We start from the raw sequence: 20673 nt of genomic DNA on the forward strand, positions 1-20673 counted from the left end.
AGGAGGGTCAATATGTCAGATATGACAGTTAAAGATTTCGCAGGAAAGGTGGGCCGTGATGTGCCTCGCCTACTAGAGCAAATGAAAGAAGCGGGTTTAAAGCACGCTTCTGAAAGCGATGCTGTGTCTGAAGAAGACAAGCAGAAGCTACTGAGTTTCTTGAAGAAGAGCCACGGCGGTAGCGACACCCCTGAAGCGGGCAAAAACCGCATCACGCTGACACGCAAAACCCGTAGCCGTATCAATACCGGCGAGCGCGGCAAAACCATTGAAGTGCAGGTACGTAAGAAAAAGACCTACGTCAAAAGCGCTGAAGATGAGAAGCCGAAAGCGCCGGAGCCTAGCTATACCGGCCCGCGCCAGCTAGTGGGCGATATGGCGGAAGCCGAAGCTGAGCGCAAAGTGTCTGATGCGCGTGAAGCCGAAGAAAAAGCCGCTGCTAAGAAAGCCCGCGCTGCACAGGTAGCGGAAGCCACCGCGCGTAGCAATAAAGAGGCTGAAGCGACGGCGCAAAGTAACACGGCGCGTAGCAATAAAGAGACTGAAGCCAAGCCGAAAGCGTCTGCAGCAGCCAAAGCACCGGCTACGCCAGACATTCCTGTGCCGAATCTTGAAATCGACGATACGCCGTCCGGTGAGGATATGCCGCCAGCGCCACCAAAAGAGGGCCGCACTGACCGTCGTACCGCTCCGCCCAAGAAGACGGCGGCGAAGAACAAAGGTCGCCGTGACGATGAAGATCGTGGTGATCGCGAAGAGCGCAAGCGCGGTGGCGGCGGTAAGAAGGTAAAACGTGCCGAACAGCGTCGTGGTGGTCGCCGTGGTGGCAACCAGACCGGCAATGGCAAGCACGCTTTCCAGAAGCCGACTCAGCCGATCGTGCGTGAAGTATCGATCCCTGAATCGATCAGCGTGGCGGAATTGGCCGACAAGATGTCGATCAAGGCCAATGAAGTGATCAAGGCCATGTTTAACATGGGCGCGGCGGTTACCATCAACCAAACCATCGATCAGGATACGGCTGCGATCGTGGTGGAAGAGATGGGCCATACACCGAAGCTGGTTAAAGATGACGCGCTGGAAACGGAAATGCTAGAAGGCATCTCCTATGAAGGCGAAGAGATCACGCGTTCACCCGTTGTTACGGTGATGGGCCACGTTGACCACGGTAAAACCTCGCTGCTGGATTACATCCGTAAAGCGAAAGTGGCGACCGGTGAAGCCGGTGGTATTACCCAGCATATCGGTGCCTACCACGTGGAAGATAACCACGGTGGCGTGACCTTCCTGGATACCCCAGGCCACGCGGCGTTTACCGCCATGCGTGCCCGTGGTGCCAAGGCGACAGATGTGGTTATTCTGGTTGTGGCTGCCGACGATGGCGTGATGCCTCAGACGATTGAGGCGATTGAACATTCCAAAGCCGCTGAAGTGCCCATGGTGGTAGCGGTCAACAAGATCGATAAAGATGGTATCGATCTTGATCGCATCAAGAATGAGCTTTCGCAGCACGGCGTGATCTCCGAAGAATGGGGCGGTGATACTCAGTTTGTTCACGTTTCCGCCAAGACCGGTGAAGGTATTGAAGAACTGTTGGAAGCAATCCAACTGGTCTCTGAAGTGCTTGAGCTTAAAGCCGTTCCTTCTGCGCCGGGTAAAGGCGTGGTGGTTGAATCGCGCCTTGATAAAGGTCGTGGTCCAGTCGCTACCGTACTGGTTCAGAACGGTACGCTGAAAAAGGGCGATATCGTCCTGGCTGGTCTGCACTACGGTCGTGTACGTGCGCTGACCAACGAACTTGCCCAGCAAGTCGATGCGGTTGGCCCGGCCATGCCGGTAGAGATTCAAGGCTTGGGCGGCACGCCGGATGCCGGTGATGACTTTATGGTCGTTGCAGACGAGAAGAAAGCCCGCGAAGTGGCTAACTTCCGTCAAGGCAAATACCGCGAAGTGCGCCTGGCGCGTCAGCAGAAGGCCAAGCTGGAGAACATGTTCAGCCAGATGGGCCAAGACGAAGTGGCCAAGGTCAACATCGTCCTCAAAGCCGACGTTCAAGGTTCTCTGGAAGCGATCAAAGGCGCCCTGGAAGAGCTCTCCACCGGTGAAGTTGAAGTCGCCGTGGTCTCTTCGGGTGTCGGTGGTATCACCGGTACCGATGCCAACCTGGCGCTTGCGTCGGAAGCCATCGTAGTCGGCTTTAACGTCCGTGCTGACGCCGCTGCCCGCGAGATCGTTGAGCGCGAAGGCCTGGATCTGCGTTACTACAGCGTTATTTACCAGCTGATCGACGAGGTCAAACAGGCGATGAGCGGTATGCTCGCACCTGAGTGGAAAGAAGAAATCGTCGGTATTGCCGAAGTGCGCGATGTCTTCCGTGCGCCGAAGATTGGTGCCATCGCCGGCTGTATGGTGGTTGAAGGCAGCGTGCATCGTAATAAGAAGATCCGCGTGTTGCGTGATGACGTGGTGATCTACGAAGGTGAGCTCGAATCGCTGCGCCGCTTCAAAGACGATGTGCAGGAAGTGCGCAACGGCATGGAGTGTGGCATCGGCGTGAAGAACTACAACGATGTCCAAGTCGGCGATAAGATCGAAGTCTTCGACCAAGTGAAGGTCGAGCGTAGCCTGTAAGGCTGCGAGGAGCTAAACATGCGCGAATTTAAGCGTACCGACCGGGTAGCCGACCAGCTCCAAAAGGAGCTGGCGGTGCTGATCCAACGAGAAGTGAAAGACCCGCGTTTGGGCATGGTCACGGTTAGCGGTGTCACCGTTAGCCGTGACCTTGGCTACTCCGACGTCTACGTCACTCTGTTGGGTGAGCAAGAGCCCGAGCGTATTAAAGAGAATCTGCAGGTGCTTAAGCGTGCTGCTGGTTTTCTAAGAAGCCAGATTGCCAAGCGCATCAAGCTACGTCACGTACCGGAGCTGCGTTTTCATTTCGATGAGAGCGTGGTGCGCGGTCAGCAGCTTTCTTCATTGATTGATGAAGCGGTGACGACGGATCGTGCACGCTATCAAAACGATGATGACGATTATCAAGACGCTGGCCAAGACAGTGACCCAGACGGCGACGCCCAGCAAAGTGAGGAAACTCGCTAGTGGCGCGTCAACGTCGCGGTTTACCGGTTAATGGCGTACTGCTGCTGGATAAGCCCAAGGGCGTTTCCAGCAACCATGCGCTGCAGCGTGTACGTCGGCTGTTCCAGGCTCAAAAAGCCGGGCACACCGGCACGCTAGACCCGATGGCAACCGGCTTATTGCCGATTTGCCTAGGCGAAGCGACCAAGTTTTCATCGCACTTGCTGGAAGCCGACAAGGTGTATCGCACCCGGGTAGAGCTAGGGGTGATCACCGATACCGGCGATGCGGAAGGTACGATTATTGAGCAGCATGAGGTTCCCAGCCTAAGCGTCGATGACGTGGAAGCTGTGCTCACCCGTTTTCGCGGTGAGATCGACCAAGTGCCGCCGATGTATTCGGCCCTCAAGCATCAGGGCAAAAAACTTTACGAGTTGGCCCGTGAAGGTAAGCAGGTAGAGCGTGCAGCCCGGCGCGTAAGCGTGTATGATGCGCGCCTGCTATCGTTTGAAGGCACTGCTTTCGAGCTGGAAGTAAGCTGCAGTAAAGGCACTTACATCCGCACGTTAGCCGAAGATATTGGCCAAGCGCTTGGCTGTGGTGCACACATCAGTCAACTAAGAAGACTCAAAACGGGGCCTTTTTTAGCCGACGCGATGTGGACGCTAGAGGCCTTGGAAGCATTGGCCGACCAAGCGGCACTGGAAGCTGAGCTGATGCCCGTGGATGTGTTGGTGGATCATTTACCGTTACTGACGGTAGACGACACCGCCCATTCTCGTTTGGCCCATGGCCAGCCCGCTGCTCTCGAAACCGGCGCATTAGCCCCGGACGAAGTAGCCCGACTTTATTACGCCGAGACGTTTATCGGCCTTGGCGTAGTGAAAGGTGCTCAGGAAGTGGCGCCTAAGCGACTGTTAAGTACTGTCGCTATTTCGTGAGATACGTTGCAAGGAAGCGACCATCTACGTGAAAATAGTAGCTTGAGACTGCAAATATGCGTGGTCTCACCCATTCATTTTTAGGCATATTGCTTACTGGAGAGACAGATGGCTTTAACCGCTGAGAAGAAGGCCGAGATCGTCACTGAATACGGCCGCGGCGACAACGATACCGGTTCCCCTGAAGTGCAGGTTGCACTGCTGAGCGCCAACATCAATGGCCTGCAGGATCACTTCAAGACCAACAAACAGGATCACCACTCTCGTCGTGGTCTGATCCGCATGGTTAACCAGCGTCGTAAGCTGCTGGACTACCTAAAGCGTAAAGATTTCGAACGCTATCAGTCCCTGATTCAGCGTCTGGGTCTGCGTCGTTAAGCGTTAACGGCAACGATTAGAAACGGGCAGCTCCTTGTGAGCTGCCCGTTTTTTTATGTTTCGTGTTTACGGCAAGTAGGGAACTGGTAGCCCTATCGCGCTCCAGCGCCTAGAATGGTAACGAGTCAAAACGACCTAAACGAATAGACAAGTAGATATTGATAATGCTGAAGGAAGTCGCTGTGAATCCGGTAAAGAAAACGTTCCAGTACGGTCGTAGCACCGTCACGCTCGAAACCGGGCGTATTGCTCGCCAAGCTACCGGCGCTGTCATGGTTACCATGGATGACACCGTCGTGCTGTGTACCGTTGTCGCTCGTAAAGAGGCAAACCCGAGCCAACCCTTTTTCCCTCTCTCGGTACACTACCAAGAGAAGACCTACGCAGTGGGCAAGATTCCTGGCGGCTTCTTCAAGCGCGAAGGGCGTCCCACTGAAAAAGAGACGCTGACCTCGCGTCTGATTGATCGCCCAATCCGTCCGCTGTTCCCTAAAGGCTTTATGAACGAAGTGCAGGTCGTCTGTACCGTTCTCTCCACCGACCGTAACCACGATCCGGATATCGCCGCACTGCTTGGCACCTCCGCGGCGCTGAGTATCTCTGGCGTGCCGTTTAGTGGCCCGATTGGCGCAGCCCGGGTTGGTTTTAACGAAGAGAAAGGCTACTTCCTCAACCCAACGGTTGAAGAACTGGCCACCTCTGAGCTCGACATGGTCGTCGCCGGTACTGAAAAAGCCGTGCTGATGGTTGAGTCTGAAGCCAAAGAGCTGCTCGAAGACGAAATGCTGGGAGCCGTTCTGTTCGGTCACCAGGAAATGCAGGTCGCGATCAGTGCCATTAACGAACTGGTTGCTGAAGCGGGCAAGCCGCGCTGGGAGTGGCAGGCCGCCGAAGAGAACCAGGCGCTCAAAGCCGCCATGGCCGATGCGTTTGAAGCTAAAGTGGGCGATGCTTACCGCATCACCGACAAAATGCAGCGCCAGGATGCACTGGCTGAGTTGAAAGACCAGGCGATTGAACAACTGGCAGCCGATGAAGGCGAACCGGTTAACGACAAGTTCAGTAAAGATGACGTCAAAGGTGCCTTTGCTAGCCTGGAAAAACGCGTTGTGCGTTCACGGGTGGTAAAAGGTGAGCCGCGTATTGACGGTCGTGACAATCAAACCGTTCGTCCGCTGGCTATCGAAGTCGGTGTGCTGCCGAAGGCTCACGGTTCTGCCATCTTTACGCGTGGTGAGACCCAGGCGATTGCCGTAGCAACGCTGGGCACGCTGCGTGATTCACAGCTAATCGAATCACTGGAAGGTGAGCGTAAAGACCGCTTTATGCTGCACTACAACTTCCCTCCCTACTCAGTGGGTGAAGCGGGCTTTATGGGTGGCCCGAAGCGTCGCGAAATCGGCCATGGCCGCTTAGCGCGTCGTGGTGTGCAGGCAATGCTGCCGTCAGAAGACGTCTTCCCCTACACCATTCGTGTGGTGTCTGAAATTACCGAGTCTAACGGTTCCAGTTCCATGGCCTCTGTGTGTGGCTCTTCGCTGGCCCTGATGGACGCAGGCGTGCCGTTGAAAGCACCGGTCGCCGGTATTGCCATGGGCTTGGTAAAAGACCCGGACGGTTTTGCGGTATTGACCGATATCCTGGGTGACGAAGATCACCTCGGCGATATGGACTTTAAAGTTGCCGGTTCCGAAGAGGGCGTCACCGCCCTGCAGATGGACATCAAGATCGAAGGAATCAACGAAGAGATTATGGAGCTCGCGCTGCAGCAAGCACTGACCGCGCGACTGAGTATTCTCGAGCAAATGAATGTCGTGATCAGCCAGAGCCGTAGCGATGTCTCCGACAACGCGCCGTCCATGGCAACGATCAAAATCGATCCGGACAAGATCCGTGACGTTATCGGTAAAGGTGGCGCAACCATTCGCAAAATCTGCGAAGACACCGGCGCCTCTATTGATCTCGACGACGATGGCACCGTGCGTATTTACGCGGAAGATAAAGCCGCCGCCAAGCGCGCCATCGACACCGTACTGGCGATTACCGCTGAAGCGGAAATCGGCAAGCTGTATCACGGCAAGGTCGTGCGTATTGCTGACTTCGGTGCGTTCGTTAACATCATGCCCGGTACCGATGGCCTGGTTCACATCTCGCAAATCGTTGCCGAGCGGGTTAACAACGTGCGCGACTTCTTGAACGAAGGCGATGACGTGGTCGTTAAGGTGCTGGATATCGACAACCGCAACCGCGTGAAGCTGTCGATGAAAGAGATCACCGAAGAAGAGAAAGCCGCTTTTACCGCGGAAGCAGCGGAAACTGAAGCGGCGATTTAAATCGCTAGCTAGGTTTCTGAGACCGCCCTCGTAGCCTCTGGCTACGGGGGCGTTGTTTTTGCTAGGTACTGTTTTTGCTAGGTACTGTTTTTGCTAAGTACTTTTTGGCTAGATAGGGTTTTGTGGTTAGGTATCGCTTTGTTCGCCGGGATTTAGACAGTCAGGGAGCAGCAGATGGAGCAGCAACAAACGCCGCGCTGGTGGGCGGTGGTGGCCGTGATGATCGGCATTTTTTTACTGGTGACCGCAGAGCAGCTGCCGATTGGGTTGCTTTCCCAGGTGGCATCTAGCATGGGCGTTACCCCCGGCATGGCGGGCTTAATGGTCACCGTGCCCGGCGTGGTCGCTGCCTTTTCAGCCCCGCTGCTGCCGGTAGCGGTGGGGCGCTTGGACAGGCGCATTATGCTCACGGCATTGATGGCCGTAATGGTGGCCGGGAGTGTGCTATCGGCATTGGCCAGCAGCTTTATCCTGTTGCTTGCCGCCCGCGTGCTTGTGGGGCTTAGTATTGGTGGCTTTTGGGCGGTGGCGGGCAGCATTGCCCCACGCCTAGTGCCAGAGGCTCAGGTGCCAAAAGCGATGACGATGATTTTTGGTGGTGTCGCGGCGGCCTCGGTGCTGGGTGTGCCACTGGGCACGCTGCTGGGGATCTCAGCAACTGGCGGGTCGCCTTTGGGGCGCTGGGAGGGCTAAGCCTGTTAACGGCAGCTGCGCTGTGGTTTTGGCTACCGCCGCTACCACCGCGAGAACCTGTGCGTTTGCGGGTATTGGCGCAGCAGTTTAGCAATCGCGGTGTGCGAGTCGCGGTGTTAACCACCGCCTTTGTAGTGGTTGGCCACTTTGCCGCCTACACCTTTATTAGCCCCATCCTGCAAGAGATCAGCGGTATTTCCCAGCGCCATGTGAGCAGTCTGCTGCTGCTTTACGGGGCGGCAGGCATTGTGGGCAATATTGCGGCAGGCATGTTTGCCGGGCGCCACCCCTACCGCGCTGTGCTGGCGATTCCCAGCCTGTTGCTTATCGTCGTCGCCGTGTTCCCGCTGCTGGGTGTTCAGCCGAGCAGCGGTGTCATGTTGCTCATGATGTGGGGCGCGGTGTTTGGCAGCGTATCAGTCAGCATTCAAACCTGGATTATACGCACAGCACCCAACACCGAAGCCGCCACAGCGTTGATGGCGTTTACCTTCAATATGTCGATTGGTTTGGGTGCCATGTTGGGTGGGCGTATCGTCGATGGCACTAGCCTTCCCATTGCCATGTGGGCCGCATCCGGATTATTCCTGTTGGGGGCGCTGTTGGTCTGGCGAACACCGTCACGCATCGTGGGGGAGAAGCGTCGTTAAGTAAGCGATAAATAATGCGCAAGTATCTGGCTATGTTGGCTGCTCGCGCAGCCAACTACGCAAATTATCCAAACGGCGATCCTCGCGCAGTGCATCTGGGTAGACTAACCAGAAACCAACGTCTGCGTTGACTGGATGTTCGAATACCGACGTTAGCCGCCCCAATCGCACGGCGCTATCGGCCAGCTCGCAGACCACTATCGATACACCCACCCCATCGGCGGCGGCCTGCAGGGTTAATCCTCCGGAATCCACCTGCGTGACCACAGCGGGTTTGAAGGGGCCGTCGGGAAGGCTCTCCATCCAGCGTTGCCATGTCAGGCAGTGGCGGGAGACAAACAGATTGGCCTGGCTGACACGGTCAAGGCGATCGCGATGGGAGCCGGTAGCAAAGCCTGGACGGGCATAAAGGTCGATGGTTGCTTCAAAGAGGAGGCCCTGTAATTCCGGCCAATTCCCGTTGCCGTACCAGATGCCCACATCGGCCACCCCCGCGGCAAGGTCTACCTCATCCTGCGTAGTGGATATCTCAAGCGAGAATCCACGCCGCTCGAAGGGATACAGGCTTAACCGTGGCGACAGCCAGTTGGTTGCAAAAGTAGGCAACATGTTGAGACGTAGCGGCCCGTCACGGCGTTTTTGGCGAAGTGAGTCAACCCCCTTGGCAATCTGCGTAAAGCCTTGTTGCAGGTAAGGTGTTAGCTTGTGTCCCGCGTCGGTAAGCTCAAGACGCGTTCCTGTTCGGCGCAGAAGCACGACGCCAAACAACTCCTCCAGTATGCAGCGCAGTTGGTGACTGACGGCCGAAGGAGTGACCGAAAGCTCCATGGCCGCTTCCTTGATTGAAAGATGCCGCGCCGTCGCCTCAAAAGCGCGTAGAGCATTTAATGGCACAGGAATCCGCATAATCGCTACCCCCACCCTCGAAGGTTGATAAACAGATCATACAAGAAGCCGCGCTGACCACGCTGTAAAAATCGCTGAGCAAAACTCAGCCCAGTTTGAGATTTACTCACTCGTTTTTAAAACATACAGAGGACAGACTGACGATATCGATAATCTGCTACTGGGTGGGTGCCATGCTAAACGCTCTTGATGACCGAGATGGGTTGATCTGGCTCGATGGTGAGCTGCTTCCTTGGCGTGAGGCGCGCCTGCACGTGCTTAGTCATGCGTTACACATGGGGGGAGCGGTATTCGAAGGCATGCGTGCCTACGGGCGGCGTGTTTTTCTGGGTGACGCGCATTTGGAGCGTTTAGAGCGTTCCGCCGCACTACTGGACTATCGGCTGCCCTGGTCGCACCGCGAGCTCAGCCAAGCGATTGACGCGGTGCTATGGGCCAATCAGCTAACCGATGCGTATATCCGCCCTATCGCCTGGCGTGGCGCGGATAGTGTGTCTATCGCGGCGCCTCAAGCACGTGTCCATGTGGCGATTGCCGCTTGGGATTGGCCTACGGCGGCGTCCCAGGGGCGGGCAGAGGTAGGTATTCGGCTGCAGTTGGCCAACTGGCGACGCCCGCCCCCTAATACGGCGCCTACTGCCTCTAAGTGTTCTGGACTGTATATGATCGGCACGCTAGCCCGCCATGCGGCCTTGGCAGTAGGCTGTGATGATGCGTTACTGCTCGATAGCGACGGCTTAGTCGCTGAAACGACAGCCACTAATCTGCTTTTGGTCAGTGATGGCGTACTGGTAACCCCACTGCCGACCTGTTTTCTTGATGGCATCACCAAGCGCCATGTGTTGGGTTTGGCACGTCAGAGAGGCCTGCCGGTAGAGGAGCGAGCGGTTACACTCGAGGAACTGCGTGCTGCAACCGAAGTGTTGACTGCCGGCACCTCGGTCGAGCTTCAGCCGGTTGTGGCATTGGTGGAAGATAAGGCGAAGACCGAATGGCCCGTGGGCCCTGTCACCCAGCAACTGATTGCGGACTTTCATGCTACGGTCACTGGGGCTAAGAACGGTATAGCTGCAAGGCGACAGAACATTGATGCCTGAGCCCGTCTATATCAGCGCGGCGGATAGTTATGCGCTGCGCGGGTGGGTATGGCGCCGACCTTGTGTTTCGTCGTCTCACCCTGGCCCCGTGGTGATCATTAACACCGCCACCTCGGTGCGCTGCCGCTATTACATGCCCTTTGCTGATTATTTGTATCAGCAAGGGTGGGACGTAGTGACCTACGACTACCGGGGAATCGGCGATTCGCGCCACCATTCGCTGCGCAAACTCAAGGCCGACTGGATCGACTGGGGGCAGCATGATTTTGAAGGCGTTCTACGCTACGTCGCCAGACGTTTTCCTGGTCAGCCTGTCGATGTGGTGGGTCACTCTGCGGGCGGTTTCGTGATTGGCTTTGCCCAGTCCGCCCATCGCGTGCGTCGCATCTTCACCATGGGCGCACAGTATGCCTACTGGCGGGACTACGCACCCGAGGCTCGGCGATCTATGTTCTTGCGTTGGCATCTAGCGATGCCACTGTTGGCACTTTTGGTCGGCTACGTACCCGCCAAGCGTCTGGGGTGGATGGAAGATACACCCAAAGGCGTAGCACTGGATTGGGCGCGAATGGGGCCGCGCTTTGAGCACAACGTGCGGCGTAAACGTGAAACACCTGAGGGTGAGCCCGAAGCTGAGATGCTGGTGCGGGGCTTCACGCGTGTGCAGGCACCGATTTTGGCGCTGGGCATCGATGATGACCCTTTCGGCACTCGTCCCGCGCTTGATCGCCTTCTAGAGTATTACAGTAGTAGCGAACGCTATCACCTGCGGCTAGCGCCAACTGCGGTGGGCCAGCCAAGCATCGGTCATTTCGCTTTTTTCCATAAGCGCTTTCGCGACGTGCTCTGGCCACTTGCCATGGAGTGGCTGCGCACCGGTAATCCGCCCACGACTTTTTCTGGCGAGCTGCGCTATCGACCGCGTAAGGAGACCTGCAATGACAACTAACAAGCCAGCGACCCAGCTGCTATTTCTGCCCGGTCTCGGCAATTCTGATGCCGACCACTGGCAGTCACTATGGGGGCTAAAGCGGCCTAATAGCCTCCGTTTTCAGCCTGGCTCCTGGGATGAGCCGAATCTCAACGATTGGCTGCAGGCATTGGATACCGCCATTGATGAAGCTGAGGCACCGGTGTTGCTCGTTGCTCACAGTCTTGCGTGCCTGCTGGTGGCGCACTGGGTACAGGAGGCCAATAGCAGCGATGAAAGAGCTCATCGATTGGCGCAGGTAAGCGGCGCGTTGCTGGTGGCAGTACCTGACCCTGGCGCAAAGGCTTTCCCACCCGAAGCGAGCGATTTCCGCAACGCTCCTGCTCGGCCTCTGCCATTTCCAGCGCTGGTTGTAGCCAGCAGTGACGACCCCTATGCGACGACGGACTATGCCCGGCAGCAGGCTGCGACATGGCAAGCCGACTTTGTTGACGTGGGCGCCTGCGGGCATATCAACGCCGCAAGTCAGTTGGGGGAGTGGCCTCAGGGGTGGGCGTTGTTGGAGGCATTAGCATGAGTTTTCATACGATGACAGCACGCGATGCACTGACTGCGCTCTGGTCACTGGGTGGTTTGCCGGCGGAGGCTTTGGACAAGATCACGTTGACCGGCCATGATCCCGTTTTCCCATCCTCGTTTGCCGTTGGCGCCGCCGCGCAAACGACGATCGCTGCCGCGGCGCTTGCCGCCTGCGAGTTGGGGCATTCACGCGGGGCTTCCCGCCAGCCAGTCGCGGTGGAGATGGCGCACGCTGCCGCTGAGTGCTTGGGGTGGTTCAGCCTGGATGGCCAGGAACCCAACCTCTGGGATCCGTTCTCCGGCTTATATCGCTGCGCCGACGGGCACGTTCGTGTACACACCAACTTTCGTCACCATCGCGATGGCGCGCTCCGATTACTGGGCTTGGATAAGAGATCAGCGACACGCGAAGATGCCGCGCAAGCACTGTTGCGCTGGCAGGCGCTGGCGTTCGAGCAGGCGAGCGCTGAGCGTGGCCTAGTGGCCACGGCGCTGCGTCGCTTCGATGAGTGGGATGTAACGCCCCAGGGCCAGGCCATCGCATCGCAGCCCCTGATGACGATCACCCGCATCGGCGATGCGCCGCCTCGCGCGCTGCCAACTCTGGCAAATAACGCCCGTCCGCTCACAGGAGTGCGGGTGCTCGACCTCACTCGCATCCTGGCTGGGCCGGTGGGAGGGCGGGCGTTAGCTTCATTGGGTGCGGATGTGATGCTGGTGAACTCACCTAACCTTCCCAATATCGCTGCCATCGCCGAGACCAGCCGGGGCAAACGCTCGGCGCATATCGATTTACGCACCGCTGCCGGGCGAAAGTTACTATGGCGGCTCATTGAGGATGCCCAGGTATTCTCTCAGGGCTATCGCCCTGGCGGGCTGGCCGCACTCGGTTTTTCTCCTGAGGCCCTGGCTGCTCGTAGGCCCGGCATTGTCAGCGTGTCGCTCACCGCCTACGGTACTCAGGGCCCCTGGGCCAACCGCCGCGGTTTTGACTCGCTGGTGCAGACGGCGATGGGATTCAATCATGCTGAGGGTGAAGCGGCCGATGACGGCAAGCCACGCGCGTTGCCGATGCAGATTCTCGACCAGGCCAGTGGCTTCCTGATGGCCTTCGGGGTAGCTGCCGCCCTGTGGCATCAGCAGCACGAAGGGGGGAGCTGGCATGTGCAGGTTTCGTTGGCGCAGACTGGTCACTGGCTGCGCGGGTTGGGGCGCGTCGAGGGAGGTCTTGACTCTGCTAGGCCCGACTTTGCGCCCTGGCTGACAAGTGATATTTCTGGCTTCGGCCTGTTACGCGCGGTGCGTCCCAGCGCGCAACTGCTGCGCACGCCAGCAGGCTACGCACGGCCCTCGATGCCACCTGGCACGGATGCGCCGAACTGGACGATGCAGTCATGACCCGAGTGGCACCGCAAGCGGCCTTGATCGTTCCTGTTCGCGAAGCCGAACCCGTGGTTGGCGAGCTTCGTCAGCGCTATGATGCCACAGCGGCTATAGGCGTGCCCGCGCACATAACGCTACTTTATCCCTTTGTATCACCTAACGAGATTGTCGAGAAAGATCTTCGCAAGCTTAAAGCGATTGCTAAACAAACCACGGCTTTTGAGTTTTGGCTATCGGGTGTGGGACGATTCACGGACACGGTGTATCTTCAGCCATGCCCTAGCGCTCCTTTTATCTCGCTGATTAAAGCATTCGTCGATGCCTTCCCAGACTACCCACCCTACGGTGGTCTCCATACGGGCAGCATACCTCACCTCACCGTCGCCAGAGAGAGTGGGCCAGAGGCACTCGAACGAATAGAAGATGAGGTGCGTTTGTTGATGGCGAAACAGAGGGCGATTCAGTGTTACTGCAAAAATTTTGCGTTGATCGTGAATACTGAGGGGAGATGGGTGACTCAACAACGATTTTCTCTTGTCGCGTCAGAGGCCAATGGCGACTAGTGCCATTTAGCTCGGTAATGATGATGTTAGTAGAACAAGATAAAGAGGTTTGTGCATCCCGAACGGAAAAAGCCCTCATCAATTGACAAGGGCTTATATTAGTTCTTAGCTAAGCGAGCGAAGGGTAGGTTTTTAAGGCCGCTCGATAGCCAAGGCTACGCCCTGACCGCCGCCGATACACAGCGTCGCGAGGCCTTTCTTGGCGTCGCGGGCGATCATTTCGTGAAGCAGCGTGACCAGTACGCGGCAGCCGGAGGCACCGATGGGGTGGCCTAGGGCAATCGCACCACCGTTGACGTTCACTTTAGACGTATCCCAGCCGAGCTCTTTGTTGACGGATAGCGCCTGGGCGGCAAACGCTTCGTTGGCTTCGACCAAGTCCAGGTCGTCCAGGCTCCAGCCGGCTTTTTCCAAGCAGCGGCGAGTGGCCGGTGCGGGGCCGATACCCATAATGGCAGGGTCAACGCCTGCGTTGGAGTAAGCCGCTATGCGTGCCAGTGGCTCTAGCCCCAACTGCTTAGCTTTTTCGGCGGAGCAGAGCATAACCACCGCCGCGCCGTCGTTAAGCGCCGAGGCGTTACCGGCGGTAACGGTGCCGTCTTTCTTAAACGCAGGGCGCATGCCGCCAAGCTTCTCCGCGGTCACTTCCCGTGGATTCTCGTCGGTATCAAACACCACCGGGTCGCCTTTGCGCTGGGGAATTTCCACCGGCACGATTTGGCCTTTGAACTTACCTTCTTTGATGGCGGCAGCTGCTTTCTGCTGCGAGGCTGCGGCGAACTCATCCATCGCTTCGCGAGTGATGCCGTACTTCTCGGCTAAATTCTCGGCGGTAATGCCCATATGGTAGTTGTTGAACGCATCCCACAGGCCGTCGTGCACCATGGAATCAATTGCCTTCCAATCGCCCATGCGCTGGCCGTTGCGAGAATTGGGCAGTACATGGGGGGAAGCGGACATATTCTCCTGGCCGCCGGCCAGAATCAGCTCGGCATCGCCGCAGCGAATGGCCTGCGTAGCGAGATGCAGTGCCTTAAGGCCTGAGCCACACACTTTGTTGATGGTCATGGCCGGTACCGAGTCCGGTAGGCCGCCTTTGATAGCCGCTTGGCGCGCCGGGTTTTGACCAACGCCCGCGGTGAGCACCTGGCCCAGCAGTACTTCGTCAACCTGATCGGGAAACGCCGGTTGAGGCAAGGATATCCTTGATCACCAAAGCGCCTAGGTCGCTCGCTGGAATACCTGCGAGGGAGCCGCCGAAAGCGCCCACAGCGGTGCGGCGTGCCGCAACAATGACTACTTCTTGCATAAGATGACTCCTGGAGTAATTAACAGACAGTCTGATACCAGATGCCCGATAGGCGTGCTCTGTCAGCCGTACTCTTTTATTCGTACTCTGTCAGCCGTCTCTTCAGCATAGGGGAAGGTGGTGCGTTGCGGCAATAAACCTTTATGGGCAAATAAAAACGGGCCAACATGTGGCCCGTCAGAAGAAAGCATTAGAGGCGCTAAGATTAGGCCAGTTGTGATCAGGCCAACTGTACCGGGATAATATTGCTGGTGTGGCTGACGTGGTTGCCTTCCTGGAGATACACCAGAGCAGGCTGGTGGTTTTCCAGTTCGGCTTCGGAGTAGTGGGCATAGCTGCAGATAATGATCCGGTGGCCAGGGGCGGCGAGGTGGGCCGCAGCGCCGTTGATCGAAATGAGCTTGGAGCCTTCCTCACCGCGAATGGCGTAAGTGGTAAAGCGTTCGCCATTCTCGACGTTGTAAATCTGGATCTGCTCATTTTCACGAATACCCGCCATATCCAGCAGGTCGCCGTCGATGGCGCAGGAGCCTTCGTAGTTAAGCACCGCGTGAGTGACGCGAGCCATGTGCAGCTTGGCTTTGAGCATAATAGTATGCATGTGAGTTCCTATTTTTACCCGTTGTTTGTTTATTCTCTGCCAGTAGTGGCAGCGCTGGCCGGGAGTTGAACAGTGAGGTTGTCGATTAATCGCGCCGGGCCCAGCTTGGCGGCGGCCAGCAGTACCGCATGGCGGGTCGCTAGGTTAATGGGGCCTAGCGTGACATCGCGCAGTTCCAAATAGTCCAGCGTAAAGCCCGCATCATACAGCGCGGTGTTGCCCTGGTGTAGTACCTTTTCGATAGGTTCTCCGCGCTCTAGCGCATCGCGAAGCGTACACAGCGTGCGGTAAAGCGCAGGGGCGATTGCACGCTCCTCGCTACTTAAATAGCCATTGCGTGATGACAGTGCCAGGCCATCTTCTGCGCGCACGATGGGCACGCCGATAATCTCGATCGGCATGTGCAGATCGCACACCAGCTTACGAATCACCGCAAGCTGTTGGTAATCCTTCTCCCCAAAGCAGGCGACGTCGGGCTGCACCAAATTAAACAGCATGCTAACCACGGTGGAGACACCGTCAAAATGGCCGGGGCGTGAGCCACCACACAGACCCTCACCCACCACGGGCACATGCACGCGGGTCTGGGCGTCCAAGCCGTTGGGGTAGAGCGAGCTCACCGCCGGGGCGAACAGCACGTCGCAGCCAGCCTCGATAAGCTGCGCTTGGTCGGCATCAAAGGTACGCGGGTAACCGTCTAAATCTTCGCCTGGGCCAAACTGCATCGGATTGACAAACAGGCTTGCGACCACGATATCGGCGTGCTGGCGCGCGCAGGCGACCAGCGCTAGGTGCCCGGCATGTAGGTTGCCCATGGTGGGTACCAGGGCAATACGCTGGCCGCGTTGGCGGTAATCTCGCAGCGTGCTGCGTAGCTGATCAATGTCTCGCAAAGTGCGCATAGTCGTTTCGTATTAGTGACAAAAGGTGGTCGATAGACTAGATGTCTTAACCGTCATCTTTAAAAGCAGTGCTCTTGGGCTGGGAAAGTGCGTGTTTTGACCGCTTCATGGTAGCGCTGAAACGCAGTTTGAATACTGTCCGCCTCAACCATAAAGTTTTTCACAAAGCGCGGTGTGCATCCGTGGGTGACGCCCAGCACATCGTGCATCACCAGAATCTGGCCATCGGTATCCGCCCCTGCGCCAATGCCAATCACCGGTACATCCAGCGCTTCGGTGACCGCTTTGCCCAGGCTGGCAGGGACGCACTCAAGCAGAATCACCGAGGCGCCCGCCTCGACAAGCACTTTTGCGTCATTAATGATGCGCTCAGCGTGAGCGGCGTCGCGCCCTTGAACTTTATAGCCACCTAGCTGATGCACGGTTTGTGGGGTTAAGCCCAGGTGGGCACATACCGGTACGCCGCGGCGGGTGAGTTCACGAATGCCATCGGCCATCCACGCTTCGCCTTCCAGCTTGACCAGTTCCGCTCCCGCGCGCATCACGGCACCGGCATCTTCCAACAGGCGCTCGGTGGTGGCGTTGCTCATAAAGGGTAGATCCACCATCAGCAGGCTATGGCCTTTACCACGTGCCGCGCAGCGGGTGTGGTAAACGATGTCTTCAATAGTGACGGGCAGAGTGCTGTTATGGCCCTGTAGCACCATGCCCAGCGAATCACCGACGAGCAGGACATCAATGCCTGCCTGGCTTGCCGCATGGGCAAAGGAGGCGTCGTAAGCGGTTAGGCAACTGAATGTCTCGCCAGCCTGCTTATAGGCCTGCAGCGTGCTTAGGGTGACGGTTTTCATGGCGTGCTCTCATGTTTTACGTGAGGCCGCTGCGACATAGGCAGCCGACCATTATTGATGCTGCATCCCTGCATACGCGAAGTGGCGTAACCGGCAATTGTTACCTGAATGGGGTGTCGGTGTCGAGATTTGTGTCAAATGGTAGCGTTAGCCGCACACTCGGTGTCTGGGGAGGGTATTTTAGTCTGTCGTCAAATGACAGCGAATGCTGGCCACGAGCTAGAGAGTGTAAACTCTGCCAGCGATGCCAGCATAGTAGAGGTGATGCACGGTTATCTGTGGGTGAAGATTTTTATCTCTCAACGGTAGCTGTTAAGAATGCGAGCTAGTGAATCCGAAAAGCTATAAGAGTTTGGCTGCGTAGTGTCAGAACTTGCCTTTGTGGCGTAATTTATCTCACCACCTAGCTTTTTTGCTATTTCCTCGGCACGTTCCTGAGCAAATGACAAACCCCCGCCATCCATATTTAGCTGTAGGTCTCTGGGCGTTTGCGCCAATCCGGTATCCCATACTTTGGCTACCACCTTGCCGTGAACCGTTATTTCAGCAAATAAATTCTCTGGCGAATTGTCGGGACGCCCAGCTTGTTGAGCAGCGTGTTCATGTATAGAAGGAAGATTCTTCATCTCCGCCATCTCAGATTCCGTCATTTTTCTTGCGTGGGGTGTCATCTCCTTGAATGAATTAACGTTTCCAGTTACCGCGTATGACAGTTGGCTGTTAATGCCTGATACACTCATTTCTTGATGCCTCATGAATTGATTTGTTCTGGAAAATCAAGTAGCTAATGAGTTAGTGAGCATGAGGTGTTTAAGCAAGCTCTAGAGCCCGCTAAATTAATCACAGCTACTTTAAGTAAGCTTAGCCTGCGATGAACCTAAGGGCAAAGGTTCTATAAGCCTAAACATAGAGCTGAAAACGTGCCTTTTCGCACTTTAGTTGCACTTCTACAGTCATGAGTTTGAAACGCTGGCTAGGTATTGAAAGCAGTAACCTCAAGCCCAAGTTCTAAGTGTCAGATGGGATAAGCGCACTAAACCCTGAGCAAGTCTTGTGACTCAACACGTTCAAGCCATGCAGATAGCGGCTGTTGGAGAAGGTCTAGAGAGGGGGCGATCTCTGCGAGGGGGAGCAGTACAAAGGCCCGGGCAGTTATTTGCGGGTGCGGCACGCGTAGGCGTGGCGTATCGATAGTGTCATTAGCGTAGAGCAGCAGGTCAAGATCGAGCGTTCGGGGCCCCCAGCGGCGCTGGCGGCGGCGGCGATGCTGCTGCTCTAACGCCTGAAGCTGGTCGAGTAGCGCCAGCGGCGAGAGCCGTGTCTCCAGCGCGGCCACCGCGTTGATAAAGTCCGGCTGATCCTGCGGCCCCACCGGGCGGCTGGCGTAAAGCGATGATGCTGCCACCAATCGGCTTAGCGGTAGCATTGCCAGCTCGTTGAGGGCCTCGCGAACCTGCTCGATAGGCGACTCTAGATTACTACCCAAGCCAATATAGGCGAGCTGGGGAGGAGTACCCACTACTCTGGCGCGCTCGGCTTTCGGCGCCGTTTACGACGACGGTCGCCCTGGCTGGCGGGGTCGCCGCCAACTTTTTGCAGTAAGCGGCGCTGTTCGTGCTCATCGCCGCGCTGAAACGCCGTCCACCATTCGCCTAAACCACTCGGTATCTCGCCCGCCTGTTCGCGCAGCAGCAGCAGGTCATAGCCCGCTCTGAAACGCGAATGTTCGCGGGTTTGAAAGGCTTTTCTACCGCGCCGCTGGGGTAGGCGCTGCTGTAATTCCCAAATTTCCCGCATCGGGATGCCAAAGCGCTTGGGAATCGATGTGAACTCTAACTGACGGGAGACCACCTGTTGGGCGGCTGCTTGAAGCGCGGGAATAGGCGGCATGCCTTCTTGCTCCAGAGCTTCCTGACGATGTTTGACTGGTGCCCATAAAAACGCTGCCAGCAGAAAGGCCGGGGTGACGGGGCGCTCTTCGGCGATACGTTTATCGGTATTGGTCAGCGCCTGCTCAATCAGCTCTTCGGCCCAGGCGGCATCGGCCATGGCTTCTTCGGCCTCGGGGAACAGCATACCGAACAGGCCGTAGTGGCTGAGCAGCCGGAAGGTAACCAAGCCGTGGCCCGACATAAACAGCTTGAGCACTTCATCGAATAGCCGCGCTGGGGGAATCTGCAGCAGCAGCGGCGCCTGATCGTACATCGGCGCTTCAGTGGCGGGGTCTAGCGTGAAATCCAGCTTAGCCGCAAAACGCACCGCCCGCAGCATACGTACCGGGTCTTCGCGGTAGCGTGTCGCCGGGTCGCCAATCAGGCGCAGGGTGCGGGTCTTAATGTCCTCGGCACCATTGGCAAAATCGGTGATGCTGAAGTCGGCGATATTGTAGTAGAGCGCATTAACGGTAAAGTCGCGGCGCAGCGCGTCTTCTTCGATATTGCCCCATACATTGTCGCGTAGCAGTAACCCTTCATCGGACTGATGGGCAATGTGGTCGCCATGCTCGTCTTGGGGTTTGCCACGGAAGGTGGTGACCTCAATGACCTCGCGGCCAAAGCGAACATGGACAATCCGAAAACGGCGGCCGATCAGGCGCGAGTTACGAAATAGATCGCGAACCTGCTCTGGCGTGGCGTTGGTGGCGACATCAAAATCTTTGGGCATCTTGCCCAGCAGCGCATCACGAATGCAGCCGCCCACCAAATAGGCGTCGAAACCCGCGCCGCTAAGGCGATAAAGCACTTTTAACGCGGCATCGCTAATATGCTGGCGAGAAACAGGGTGCTCTGACCGAGGGATGTTGCGCGGAGTGAGGGCGCTGGTGGTGCTCTCTTGGGGATCAAGCAAGGTTTTCAATTGCTCCCCCGGGCTGTGTAGGAAACGGGTAAATCCTTTAAACATGCGACGATTTCAACTCGCAGGTACGAAAAAATGGTCGTAAAAATAGTCGTTAGAAAACACGTCAAACGAGTACTGAACATAAACCACGAGTGGCTGAGTGTAGCCGACCCTTCATGGCTTGCAAAGAGCGGCTTGCAAAGTAGCGGCTTGCAAAGCACTTGACGCTGGCGGGGGCTAACACAGGTTTTAAACCCAGGCTCCAAACACGGAAAGGGGAGGCTAAAAGAGCCTCCCCTATCAAGCAATTAATCAGCGTCCGTGCTGCTATTTTTCTTCATGATGGCACATCGCCCTGAATACGCACCGCAGTCGGTAGGCGTAAGGATCACGATGGTTCCGACCGCCTCGTATTCAAAACAATAATCCAACCGCGAACTTTTCTCCCCCAGGGTATTATTATTGGCGCCGGGTGTACACACTGACAGCTATTGTTGTTGTTAGGATGCCAAGTCACATTGTACGTCGCGTCCTTTCGGGCCACTTGCTAACTTTTGTTGTTGTTCGCTGCGCCTGTGTTGCCTGCGCAAGCAAGTAATGAGATTCAAGCCTGTTGTTCTTGTTAGTACCGTTATCTCTA

Annotated in this window: 17 protein-coding genes and 2 pseudogenes; 11 read left to right on the forward strand and 8 right to left on the reverse strand. The window is 56.8% G+C overall.

Features of this window, described 5'->3' with window-relative positions; all coding sequences use genetic code 11:
• The first annotated feature begins 12 nt into the window (after positions 1-12).
• The 6 genes and pseudogenes from infB (at position 13) to FDY98_RS01960 (ending at position 8073) form a co-directional block, all read left to right on the forward strand.
• A complete protein-coding gene (infB, locus tag FDY98_RS01935) occupies positions 13-2631 on the forward strand; it encodes a translation initiation factor IF-2 (RefSeq protein ID WP_027958246.1) in 2619 nt (872 codons plus the stop codon).
• 18 nt (positions 2632-2649) lie between these two features.
• The gene (rbfA, locus tag FDY98_RS01940; RefSeq protein ID WP_027958247.1) at positions 2650-3099 is read left to right on the forward strand and encodes a 30S ribosome-binding factor RbfA; all 450 of its coding nucleotides are present in this window, start codon (positions 2650-2652) and stop codon (positions 3097-3099) included.
• Complete coding sequence (gene truB / locus FDY98_RS01945; protein WP_027958248.1) at positions 3099-4019, forward strand: tRNA pseudouridine(55) synthase TruB; 921 nt, start codon at positions 3099-3101, stop codon at positions 4017-4019. The genes rbfA and truB overlap by 1 nt, the downstream gene beginning before the upstream one ends.
• A gap of 108 nt (positions 4020-4127) precedes the next feature.
• Positions 4128-4397: a 30S ribosomal protein S15 gene (gene rpsO / locus FDY98_RS01950; protein WP_007111823.1), complete on the forward strand. Its 270-nt coding sequence runs from the start codon at positions 4128-4130 to the stop codon at positions 4395-4397.
• A gap of 164 nt (positions 4398-4561) precedes the next feature.
• Positions 4562-6730 carry a polyribonucleotide nucleotidyltransferase gene (gene pnp, locus FDY98_RS01955; protein WP_035539345.1) on the forward strand — a complete coding sequence of 723 codons (2169 nt, stop codon included), beginning with the start codon at positions 4562-4564 and terminating at the stop codon, positions 6728-6730.
• Positions 6731-6949: 219 nt separating this feature from the next.
• A pseudogene (locus FDY98_RS01960) lies at positions 6950-8073 on the forward strand (MFS transporter).
• A 30-nt stretch (positions 8074-8103) separates the two neighbouring features.
• On the opposite strand, the gene FDY98_RS01965 reads toward FDY98_RS01960, so the two are convergent.
• The gene (locus FDY98_RS01965) at positions 8104-8901 is read right to left on the reverse strand and encodes a LysR substrate-binding domain-containing protein (protein ID WP_340146642.1); all 798 of its coding nucleotides are present in this window, start codon (positions 8899-8901) and stop codon (positions 8104-8106) included.
• A 251-nt stretch (positions 8902-9152) separates the two neighbouring features.
• Here FDY98_RS01965 and FDY98_RS01970 point away from each other — a divergent pair, with 251 nt between their 5' ends.
• Genes FDY98_RS01970 through FDY98_RS01990 form a run of 5 tightly spaced genes read left to right on the forward strand, consistent with a single transcriptional unit; the run spans position 9153 to position 13532 of the window.
• Positions 9153-10076: an aminotransferase class IV gene (locus tag FDY98_RS01970; RefSeq protein ID WP_027958252.1), complete on the forward strand. Its 924-nt coding sequence runs from the start codon at positions 9153-9155 to the stop codon at positions 10074-10076.
• On the forward strand, positions 10069-11025 hold the full coding sequence (locus tag FDY98_RS01975; RefSeq protein ID WP_027965513.1) for an alpha/beta hydrolase family protein: 957 nt from the start codon (positions 10069-10071) through the stop codon (positions 11023-11025). Before FDY98_RS01970 ends, FDY98_RS01975 begins: the two co-directional genes overlap by 8 nt.
• On the forward strand, positions 11015-11584 hold the full coding sequence (locus FDY98_RS01980; RefSeq protein ID WP_027958253.1) for an RBBP9/YdeN family alpha/beta hydrolase: 570 nt from the start codon (positions 11015-11017) through the stop codon (positions 11582-11584). Before FDY98_RS01975 ends, FDY98_RS01980 begins: the two co-directional genes overlap by 11 nt.
• Positions 11581-12984, forward strand: coding sequence for a CoA transferase (locus FDY98_RS01985; RefSeq protein ID WP_035539342.1), 1404 nt, complete (start codon positions 11581-11583; stop codon positions 12982-12984). The genes FDY98_RS01980 and FDY98_RS01985 overlap by 4 nt, the downstream gene beginning before the upstream one ends.
• A complete protein-coding gene (locus tag FDY98_RS01990; protein ID WP_035539340.1) occupies positions 12981-13532 on the forward strand; it encodes a 2'-5' RNA ligase family protein in 552 nt (183 codons plus the stop codon). Before FDY98_RS01985 ends, FDY98_RS01990 begins: the two co-directional genes overlap by 4 nt.
• A gap of 132 nt (positions 13533-13664) precedes the next feature.
• Here the strand turns inward: FDY98_RS01990 and FDY98_RS01995 are convergent.
• The 7 genes and pseudogenes from FDY98_RS01995 to pcnB form a co-directional block, all read right to left on the reverse strand.
• Positions 13665-14841, reverse strand: a pseudogene (locus FDY98_RS01995) (acetyl-CoA C-acetyltransferase).
• A 220-nt stretch (positions 14842-15061) separates the two neighbouring features.
• Positions 15062-15442, reverse strand: a complete 381-nt coding sequence (gene panD, locus FDY98_RS02000; RefSeq protein WP_007111819.1) for an aspartate 1-decarboxylase — start codon at positions 15440-15442, stop codon at positions 15062-15064.
• A 29-nt stretch (positions 15443-15471) separates the two neighbouring features.
• Entirely contained in the window at positions 15472-16344 is an 873-nt protein-coding gene (panC, locus tag FDY98_RS02005) for a pantoate--beta-alanine ligase (protein ID WP_027958255.1), read from the reverse strand.
• Positions 16345-16403: 59 nt separating this feature from the next.
• On the reverse strand, positions 16404-17195 hold the full coding sequence (gene panB, locus FDY98_RS02010) for a 3-methyl-2-oxobutanoate hydroxymethyltransferase (RefSeq protein WP_155705669.1): 792 nt from the start codon (positions 17193-17195) through the stop codon (positions 16404-16406).
• Between the two features lie 299 nt (positions 17196-17494).
• A complete protein-coding gene (locus FDY98_RS02015; RefSeq protein ID WP_155705670.1) occupies positions 17495-17935 on the reverse strand; it encodes a hypothetical protein in 441 nt (146 codons plus the stop codon).
• A gap of 293 nt (positions 17936-18228) precedes the next feature.
• Positions 18229-18714: a 2-amino-4-hydroxy-6-hydroxymethyldihydropteridine diphosphokinase gene (gene folK / locus FDY98_RS02020; protein ID WP_027958258.1), complete on the reverse strand. Its 486-nt coding sequence runs from the start codon at positions 18712-18714 to the stop codon at positions 18229-18231.
• Entirely contained in the window at positions 18714-20096 is a 1383-nt protein-coding gene (gene pcnB / locus FDY98_RS02025; RefSeq protein WP_027958259.1) for a polynucleotide adenylyltransferase PcnB, read from the reverse strand. The genes folK and pcnB overlap by 1 nt, the downstream gene beginning before the upstream one ends.
• Positions 20097-20673: the final 577 nt, after the last annotated feature.

The sequence above is a fragment of the Halomonas sp. PA16-9 genome, assembly GCF_009728585.1.
GTDB classification, from domain to species: domain Bacteria; phylum Pseudomonadota; class Gammaproteobacteria; order Pseudomonadales; family Halomonadaceae; genus Vreelandella; species Vreelandella titanicae.

Bases quoted from the DNA above. Each gene is read 5' to 3' on its own strand.
- infB (WP_027958246.1), top strand. From the start codon at position 13: ATGTCAGATATGACAGTTAAAGATTTCGCAGGAAAGGTGGGCCGTGAT.
- rbfA (WP_027958247.1), top strand. From the start codon at position 2,650: ATGCGCGAATTTAAGCGTACCGACCGGGTAGCCGACCAGCTCCAAAAG.
- rpsO (WP_007111823.1), top strand. From the start codon at position 4,128: ATGGCTTTAACCGCTGAGAAGAAGGCCGAGATCGTCACTGAATACGGC.
- pnp (WP_035539345.1), top strand. From the start codon at position 4,562: ATGCTGAAGGAAGTCGCTGTGAATCCGGTAAAGAAAACGTTCCAGTAC.
- FDY98_RS01965 (WP_340146642.1), bottom strand. From the start codon at position 8,901: ATGGAGCTTTCGGTCACTCCTTCGGCCGTCAGTCACCAACTGCGCTGC.
- FDY98_RS01970 (WP_027958252.1), top strand. From the start codon at position 9,153: ATGCTAAACGCTCTTGATGACCGAGATGGGTTGATCTGGCTCGATGGT.
- FDY98_RS01975 (WP_027965513.1), top strand. From the start codon at position 10,069: ATGCCTGAGCCCGTCTATATCAGCGCGGCGGATAGTTATGCGCTGCGC.
- FDY98_RS01980 (WP_027958253.1), top strand. From the start codon at position 11,015: ATGACAACTAACAAGCCAGCGACCCAGCTGCTATTTCTGCCCGGTCTC.
- FDY98_RS01985 (WP_035539342.1), top strand. From the start codon at position 11,581: ATGAGTTTTCATACGATGACAGCACGCGATGCACTGACTGCGCTCTGG.
- FDY98_RS01990 (WP_035539340.1), top strand. From the start codon at position 12,981: ATGACCCGAGTGGCACCGCAAGCGGCCTTGATCGTTCCTGTTCGCGAA.
- panD (WP_007111819.1), bottom strand. From the start codon at position 15,442: ATGCATACTATTATGCTCAAAGCCAAGCTGCACATGGCTCGCGTCACT.
- panC (WP_027958255.1), bottom strand. From the start codon at position 16,344: ATGCGCACTTTGCGAGACATTGATCAGCTACGCAGCACGCTGCGAGAT.
- panB (WP_155705669.1), bottom strand. From the start codon at position 17,195: ATGAAAACCGTCACCCTAAGCACGCTGCAGGCCTATAAGCAGGCTGGC.
- FDY98_RS02015 (WP_155705670.1), bottom strand. From the start codon at position 17,935: ATGAGTGTATCAGGCATTAACAGCCAACTGTCATACGCGGTAACTGGA.
- pcnB (WP_027958259.1), bottom strand. From the start codon at position 20,096: ATGTTTAAAGGATTTACCCGTTTCCTACACAGCCCGGGGGAGCAATTG.